This is a genomic window from Ancylomarina sp. (genome assembly GCF_041555295.1).
GTDB lineage: Bacteria > Bacteroidota > Bacteroidia > Bacteroidales > Marinifilaceae > Ancylomarina.
In genome coordinates this window covers 1-8,503 of the sequence record NZ_JBFFKR010000146.1, presented here as the reverse complement: position 1 = coordinate 8,503, position 8,503 = coordinate 1, and the positions used below count along the sequence as shown (strand labels likewise).

8 protein-coding genes are annotated in these 8,503 nt (G+C 35.4%); 1 reads left to right on the top strand and 7 read right to left on the bottom strand.

The features are described 5' to 3' along the window. The 4 genes from ABY905_RS10855 to ABY905_RS10840 form a co-directional block, all read right to left on the bottom strand. On the bottom strand, nucleotides 1-2,051 hold a 2,051-nt coding region (locus tag ABY905_RS10855; protein ID WP_372643591.1), incomplete at its 3' end, for a DNA polymerase. Nucleotides 2,052-2,143: 92 nt separating this feature from the next. Beyond that, nucleotides 2,144-2,716: an HD domain-containing protein gene (locus ABY905_RS10850; RefSeq protein ID WP_372643587.1), complete on the bottom strand. Its 573-nt coding sequence runs from the start codon at nucleotides 2,714-2,716 to the stop codon at nucleotides 2,144-2,146. An 81-nt stretch (nucleotides 2,717-2,797) separates the two neighbouring features. Next, entirely contained in the window at nucleotides 2,798-3,244 is a 447-nt protein-coding gene (locus ABY905_RS10845; protein ID WP_372643584.1) for a 6-pyruvoyl tetrahydropterin synthase family protein, read from the bottom strand. Nucleotides 3,245-3,287: 43 nt separating this feature from the next. Then, nucleotides 3,288-3,587: a helix-turn-helix transcriptional regulator gene (locus tag ABY905_RS10840; protein WP_125028827.1), complete on the bottom strand. Its 300-nt coding sequence runs from the start codon at nucleotides 3,585-3,587 to the stop codon at nucleotides 3,288-3,290. Between the two features lie 316 nt (nucleotides 3,588-3,903). On the opposite strand from ABY905_RS10840, the gene ABY905_RS10835 reads away from it, so the two are divergent. Next, on the top strand, nucleotides 3,904-4,887 hold the full coding sequence (locus ABY905_RS10835; RefSeq protein ID WP_372643581.1) for a polyprenyl synthetase family protein: 984 nt from the start codon (nucleotides 3,904-3,906) through the stop codon (nucleotides 4,885-4,887). Between the two features lie 7 nt (nucleotides 4,888-4,894). On the opposite strand, the gene ABY905_RS10830 is transcribed toward ABY905_RS10835, so the two are convergent. From ABY905_RS10830 to ABY905_RS10820, 3 genes are all read right to left on the bottom strand, one after another. After that, nucleotides 4,895-6,751, bottom strand: coding sequence for a PAS domain S-box protein (locus ABY905_RS10830; protein WP_372643579.1), 1,857 nt, complete (start codon nucleotides 6,749-6,751; stop codon nucleotides 4,895-4,897). 306 nt (nucleotides 6,752-7,057) lie between these two features. Continuing rightward, on the bottom strand, nucleotides 7,058-7,957 hold the full coding sequence (gene deoC / locus ABY905_RS10825; RefSeq protein ID WP_372643577.1) for a deoxyribose-phosphate aldolase: 900 nt from the start codon (nucleotides 7,955-7,957) through the stop codon (nucleotides 7,058-7,060). Between the two features lie 162 nt (nucleotides 7,958-8,119). After that, nucleotides 8,120-8,455, bottom strand: a complete 336-nt coding sequence (locus ABY905_RS10820) for a nucleotide pyrophosphohydrolase (protein ID WP_372643575.1) — start codon at nucleotides 8,453-8,455, stop codon at nucleotides 8,120-8,122. Nucleotides 8,456-8,503: the final 48 nt, after the last annotated feature.

The window sequence follows — 8,503 nt, the reverse complement described above, 5'->3', positions numbered from 1 at the left end:
CGAATCGGAATATTCTGAATGTTGGGGTTGGTAGAACTCAAACGACCCGTTGCAGCCTCAGCTTGCTTAAAGGAAGTGTGAATTCGTCCTGATTTCTCATTGATATAAGTTGGAAGAGCCTCGACATAGGTTGAGATTAGTTTTTTCAATCCACGGAAAACCAGAATCTTTTCAATAATAGGATGCTTGTCCCTCAACTTGCTTAATACCTGTTCGGAAGTTGAAAATTGACCCGATTTAGTCTTTTTTGCTTTAGGATCTAAGCCCATTTTCTCAAAAAGAACTTCTCCCAATTGCTTAGGCGAAGCCACATTGAATTCATGACCAGCCATCTCGATAATTTCTTTCTCGATCGCATTCACTTCGATATTCAATTCAACTGCGTACGCTTTTAGCATAGGCACATCAATTTTCACACCTGTGAACTCCATATCAGATAGAATCAACAGAAGCGGCATTTCCATATTATAGAACAAATCCAAAAGACCCGTATCCGTCAATTCATTTTCCAAAGCCTCAACCAATTCGAGATTAACCAAGGTCTCTTCACAATATTTATCATGTTTGATCGGTTCTGGTTCCAACATCAAACTCAACTGAGCTTGCTGTTTCTTCTCAGGCTTCTCCTCCTCCATCATTTTGTAATGGATGAAAGTCTGAGCTATATTTTCCAAATCATGCTTCAACTCAGGTTGAATTAAATAATGAGCAATCATGGTATCGAAAATCGCACCTTTCAATTCTACGCCACACCAGCGCAAAGCCAAAATATCGCGTTTAATGTCGTGAGCAATTTTTAGAATTTTTTCATCTTCGAAAATAAATTTGAATTCCTGAGCCACTTTTTCCGCTCCAGCAGCATCCTGAGGAAATGGAACGAAAAATGAACGGTTATTTTTGAAAGCAAAAGCTAATCCCAGAATTTGTGACTGATTTGGATCAACATCGCTCAAAATTGTTCTAAATGAAAAGGATTTCTGCACACATAAATCAGCTCTTAAATCGGCTCTAACTGCCGCAGTATCAAGCACAAAAAAATGAGAATTAAGGTCTTTAAACTCTCTAAGAATGATTTCTTTTTCTTCTATCGTGCTCTTACCCATAGATTTCGAACTGTGAGAGGAGACCATATCAACATTTTCTATCGATCTGTTATTTGCATTTGATAAAACCTTTTCCCTTAAACTGAAGAACTCCAATTCAAGAAAAACACTTCCTAGGACGTCTTCATCAATATCTATCAGTCTATATTTTTCTTCGACATAATCGATAGGCGCATCCAGTGCAATTTGAGTTAAGACTTTCGAAAATCGAACTTGCTCTTCCGAATTCACAATATTTTCTTTCTGCTTTCCTTTCAGCTTATCGGTATTCTCATAAATCCCATCGATTGATTTATAAGCTGCTAATAATTTTTGAGCCGTTTTTGGACCAATGCCAGGACAGCCTGGGATATTATCGGCAGAGTCACCCATTAATCCCAGATAATCGACAATCTGTTCTGGCGTTTCCAGTCCAAAATTAGCCAGAATTTCAGGCACACCTAAAACTTCCGTTTCGTTTCCCGATCGACCCGGCTTATACATGAAAATATTATCGCTCACCAATTGTGCGAAATCCTTATCGGGCGTCATCATATAAACGGTGTAGCCCTGCTTCTCTGCTTTCTTGGCCAAAGTTCCAATCACATCATCTGCCTCGTAGCCTTCAACCTCTATTTCAGGAATATTAAAACCTCTAATTATTTGTTTAATATACGGTAAGGAATTTCTTAAATCATCAGGCATGGGTGGTCTGTGAGCCTTATACTCTTTAAACATTTCGTGACGAAAAGTTTTACCTGCCGGGTCAAAAACAACGGCTATATGAGATGGTTTCTCTTTCTCAAGTACATTCAAAAGCGTATTGGTAAAACCCAACATCGCTGACGAATTAATTCCAGTTGAAGTATAACGTGGATTCTTGATAAAAGCATAATAAGACCTGTATATCAAAGCAAAAGCATCAAGTAGAAATAGCTTTTTCTTAGGATTACTGTGTGACGAGTACATATTTTGTATGTGTGTTAATGACTATCTATTCTCTATTAAGACTAACAAAAGTACGAGAATTATTTTGTGCCCTTGCAGTGAATGAAATATTATTAAATGTCTTTCAACCAATCTTCAATCTCCTTAAGGATCAAATCTTGCTTTAATTCCTTTCTATGAAATTGACTGGCAAATAAAACCAATTTCCTGGAGTTTGATAATTCCAGATCGGCAGCACAGAAATTCCCAAATCGAAAAGCATCAAGAGCTAATGCATCTTGCAGTATTTTAAACAAGAAAATGGCTTCATCCTTATCCTCTATCTGATATTGATTCAACTGCTTACTCCGATCTTCAATACTCAAAGTATGGCTCTCAATTAAAAATCGGCACAAGTCGTTCTGAAAACGTTCCTTCCCTAAGAACTCTGTCCCTCTTATTTTCCCGTAAGATTTAAATCCAAGATTCTGTTCCATCTGTTTTTCCTCTCGACCAATATCCATAAACAAGGCACAAAATTTTAAGCTTTGGCGAAGATCATCGCTAATCTTTTCAAAGTCGCAAATATTATCAACCAACTTAAAAACTCGGTAGGCATGTTCAATACCATATGCCCCAATCGGAAAAAGTGCGAGTAAAGGATTAACGGGTTTTATCAGATCGAAATTGAAAGGGCCTGCAATCATCTTGAAATAAATATTTTAAAAATACGGGTACAAAAAAGTCCGGAACAAAACCGGACTTCAATTTATATATTTTCTTTCGAATTAGTTATCCTCTGCGAACCATTCAGCAAAAGAAGTTGCTGTCTCGTGAAGTTTTAGCGAATGTAATCTCACATCTGCTGGTAAACGATTAATAATTCGTTGAGCGAAGTCAGCAATCATATTCTCACAAGTTGGTTGATAATCGAAAACAAAGAATCGTTCGAACATTTGAGGAATATTAAGTTGCTCAAGCATTGGTGTTCTATTACTAAGAACAACTGCATGATCCAATTTATCTACGATCTCAACATTGACGATTTTTTTTAAGTCTCCGAAATCCATTACCATGCCTAGCTTAGGATTATTTTCATCGGCAATAGGTTCGCCAATTACGGTTACATATAAAATATAGGAATGTCCGTGAATATTTTTACACAAGCCATCATAATTCCATAGCGCATGCGCCATCTCGAATCGAAACTCTTTAGTTAGTCTAACTTTTGCCATTCTTTAAATCATAAAAAAACCAGTACTAACCGGTTTTTAATTTTTATCCATGTGTACAATTGCTGATACAATCAACAATATTACTTAAGCTACAGTGTTTTAGGAAGTAATATGTATTCTTCCCTTCACGTTTAGATTGTAAAACGCCCTTATCTTTAAGAATACCTAAATGATGCGAAGTTGTTGATTGTTCTATATTCAACAATTCATGTATCTCAGTAACCGTCAGCTTCTTACCATCATCAAGATAGCCTAATATAGCAATTCTCATTGGATGAGCAATTGCCTTTAGCATATTGGCTGCTTGTTCTAATTTTTCCGGTTCTAATTCGCTAATTTTCATACACTAAACTTAAACTTCTATTTAATAACTATGCAAATATATAAATATAATCCGTTAAGAAAGAGAAGTCTCATATCGAAATAGTTAAATTTGTTACTTTGATGCTAATTTATGGGTATTCTGAATAGGTTTTAAGCTAAAATATGCTGAAGAATATCTTTTTGTATCAAAAACACACCTTCTCTTTTCAACATCATCTCGACACGAAGTCTAATTCCATCTACAGATTTTTTATTGCCATTTAAAGACTAAAACATCTGAAAATTTATTTATTTTTTTAGCCATTGAAAGCACTAAATTTTTACCTTTGGTTGCTATGAGTAAAGCTTCTAAATTAAACATCATAAAGGCTCCCATTGAGAAAGAGTTAAACGAATTCGATCCTTATTTTCGAAATACCATGCGAACTAAAGTTCGGCTCCTCGATATCATTAACCGTTATATCATAAAAAGAAAAGGCAAAGAGATGCGCCCAATCTTGGTTTTCTTAACAGCGAAACTTTGTGGGGAAATCAATCAGTCAACATATATAGCCGCCACGCTTACCCAGCTTTTGCATACAGCAACTTTAGTACACGACGATGTTGTTGACGAAGCCTATGAAAGAAGAGGTTTTTTCTCCATCAATGCACTTTGGAAGTCAAAGGTTGCAGTTCTGGTTGGCGACTTCCTTTTATCTAAAGGCTTATTAATTGCTTTGGATAATGACGAATTCAATCAACTGAAGGTTGTTTCTGAGTCTGTAAAAGATATGAGTGAAGGTGAGCTCTTACAAATTGAAAAATCGAAAAAACTTAATATTACTGAAGACGTCTACTTTGACATTATCTACAAAAAAACAGCTAGCCTTATAGCTGCTTGTACACAATTGGGTGCCCTATCGGTAAATGCAGATACTGAAACCCAAGAGAAAATGAAACAATTCGGTGCCTATTTGGGAATTGCTTTCCAGATTAAGGATGACCTATTCGACTACGATAAGCAAGCTGCCATTGGAAAACCGACAGGTAATGATATTAAGGAAAGGAAGCTGACTCTTCCTCTTATCGCTGTATTAAGAGATTGTTCTCCCAAGGAAAGAAGATGGGTGCTTAAAAGCCTTAAGAAACACAATAAGGATAAAGATCGGGTTCAAGAGCTCATCAAGTTTGTAAAAGACAAAGGTGGTATTGAGTATACACGAGAAAAGATGTTGGAGTACAAAGCGAAAGCAGATTCTATATTAATGACTTTTCCCGATTCTGAAGTTAAGGATGCCATGATGGCTCTGGTTGACTATACCATTGAAAGAAAAAAATAAGGGGAACTTATTTCTTTGGAACTGTAAATGAGAAACAACTTCCCTTTCCTCCTTCACTTTCAACCCAAATTTGTCCATTATTAGTATCAATAAATTCCTTACAAAGAATCAACCCCAGGCCTGTGCCAGTTTCCATTGCTGTTCCAACACTAGAGTATTGATTGTCCAAATCAAAGAGTTTGGGTTGATTTTCTTTAGTTATTCCCTTGCCATCATCTTTTATAGAAACACAATAATGTTTAGTTTGTTCAAGTAAAATAATATCAATATTACCATTCATATAAGTAAACTTCACGGCATTGGCTAACAAATTTCTGATAATTGTATCAATCATATACTTATCGGCAAAAACATAATGACTTTTTTCTGCTTGGAAATTTAAGTGAATCTGTTTTTTATGAATGTTCGCTTGTATTAACTTGATATTTGAATTGATTAATTCTACCAGATCAAATTCTTGCGGTTTCCATTTTATATTACCACGCTGTGATCTTGACCATTCCAAAAGGTTTTCGAGCAAATCATATCCCTGGCAAGCAGATGCATGAATAATCTCTGCAAATTCCTTAATTTCTTCTTTTGTAAGATCCTCAGAGTTTTGTAGATACTCAGAGAGAGCTCTTAAAGATCCAAAAGGATTCCTAAGATCATGAGCTATAATTGAGAAAAACTTATCCTTCGTTTTCAAGGCTTCTTCTAAAGCTTTTTCACTCATTGTTCGCTTTGACACATCGCGAGCAACCGCCAATAAATAGGGTATTTCATGTTCCGTATTGAATTCAGGGATAAGTTGCCATTCGAAATCGACATCACGCCCTTTGGCTTGAATTGAAAAATCAATAACATCAGCAATGCCTGATTCAAAAACCTTATCCATTTCTTCTTCCCACAGTAGACACAAATCATCAGGAAATCCCATTTCTTGATGTGTTTTACCGATAAATTCTTGTGGATCTATACCCAAAACTTGCTGAGAAGCAGAGTTTACAAATACATGACGATGTTCTCTATCGAAACGCATCACTAAATCCTTTGCATTTTCAACTAAAGTGCGAAAACGAATCTCACTCTCTAGAAGTTCCTTCTGTGCATTTAGACGCTCTTCAATATTCCTGAAAGTAACAAAAAACACAGTTTTACTATGATATCTTATTGGAGACGAACTAGATTCAACAGGTATTAGTTTGCCTGATTTAGAAATTAAATCGGTTTCAAATATTGCACCTTTATCTCTTTCTATCTGAAAGACTCTGTCTTCAAACGAAAGCGAATTTGTTGGGTCATCAATATCGAAAATTGTCAATTTTGAAAATTCTTCTTCAGAATATGAGAGCATCTCACATAGCTTTCTTGTAAATCTCAAAATAAGACCCTTACAGTCGATAATCAAAAGAGCATCCCCTGTCGACTCAAAAAGTTGTTCATAAAAGAGATCTGTCTCTTTTAAAGTTAACTCAAAGGGTTCTATATAATTTGCAGGTGTAATGATATTGCTCTTACAAATCCTATCATTATTCACTATGCGTTGCTGAAGAAAATACCAGACTAACTTTTTTGAATTATTGGTGTTAATTGAACAGTTTTTACAAGGCTGATTCAATCCACAAAAAACAGAATAACATTTCTGTCCTTTTAAAACATCCTGCTGTGTTTTAACAAACTCATTCCTTTTATCATTTACAGAAAGCAAATTAAAATCACTATCAACCACTCCAAACAGTTCTGAGAAACGCTTAGAATCAGACGAACGAGACAATTTAAGAGCCCCTGCTTGTGCTACTTCTAGCTTTCGCTTGAGCTCCAGAATCTCATCCTCTAACATTCGGACTTTATCTTCGTTTTTCAGATTTATATCTAATTCCATTAGATAGAAAATTTATTCAAATTGCTTAAATTCCATCATTTAAAATAGTTCATTCTCCTCTCAAAAACATAACCAAACTAGTCAAAAAACACTAGAGTAATTACACTAAGAAAAACGGAGCTATTTACTATAACCTGTTTAAATTAAAAGATGAATGAACATATTTCAGTGCCAAACAGATATTTAAATCAAAAATAAAGCTACATAATATTTCACAAAAAGCAAGCTTTAAGTTTAATTATTTTGTTAAGACATAAAAAAAGCCGGAATTATCCGGCTTTAATCTCAATTTTATAAGTATCAGATTTAGAAATATTTAATCTCCTTCTCTTCTCCTGTTTCAATTTTATGAATCTCAGTTAACAATGCGTTTGCAAGACTTGATGCTCCAATTCTTGACCACTTATTGTTCAGCCACTCCTCACCTAAGTTGTTCTTAGAAATTGCAAAAAACTCAATAGCATCCTTAGGTGTTGAAATTCCTCCAGCTGGTTTAAAACCTACCATTCTGCCAGTCTTCTCATAGTACTCTGTAATTGCCTGAGTCATAATGTAAGCCGCCTCAAGTGTTGCGTTTACAGGAACTTTTCCAGTAGATGTCTTGATAAAATCAGCTCCAGCTTCCATAGCAATAATAGATGCGGTACGAATATTTTCTGCCGTCTTAAGTTCTCCAGTCTCTAAAATAACCTTAAGGTGTGCTTTACCACAAGCCTCTTTCTGAATGGCAATTTCATCAAAAACAGTTTGATAATGTCCTTCAAGGAAAGCCCCAATCGATATCACAATATCAATATCGTCAGCTCCCTTTTCAACAGCCATTTTACATTCCAATGCTTTAACTTCAACGTATGATTGAGAAGATGGGAAAACACCTGCTACTGAAGCAATTCTAACGCCCTCAGCTTTTAAGTTTTCATTTAATGTAGGTACCTGGTATGGATATACACAAATAGCAGCCACATTTGGCATGTCAAAATCATTCTGGAAGTTATTTACATTGTCAGCAAAACTTTTAGCCTTTGCGTGCGTGTCAGTCGAGTTTAATGTCGTTAAATCTATAAAAGAAAAATTCTTCTTAAGATTCTCAATGGTGTACAAAGCTTCATAATCTTTGTCTACAATTGATTTGACATTTGCCTTTACTTCTGCATCGCTAACCTTAAGATCGTATGACTTTAAGATTTCTAAAATGTCTCTCTTCATAATGTATATAAATAATTAATAACCAGTTGCGAATCGTTATTCGCTGATTTTTCCATCAATTCCCTTCCCTCTTACCGGGACGGAATATAGTCTTTAAGAGCACAAAAATAAGATAATTTTAGTTGATCCCCTATTTTATTAATTTAATTAGACTTAGCAACATTATCTAAGTTTATCATTATTCAGATGTCGGGTCTTGTCACGACTCGTTTTCTTTTCGATATTCTTTTTGAAAGCTTCAGTCAAATCTACACCTGTTTGGTTGGCTAAGCACATCAACACCCAAAGAACGTCCGCCATTTCGTCTCCCAAGTCCTTATCCGACTCTCCAGCCTTAAAGGATTGTTCGCCATATTTTCTTGAGATAATTCGAGCCACCTCTCCTACTTCTTCAGTAAGTATGGCCATATTGGTTAGTTCTGAAAAATAACGAACACCATGTTCTTTTATCCAGGCATCGACCTGCTTCTGAGCCTCTTCAATACTGATTGCGTTCATGAGTTTATGAGTTTATGAGTTTATGAGTTTATGAGTTTATGAGTTTAT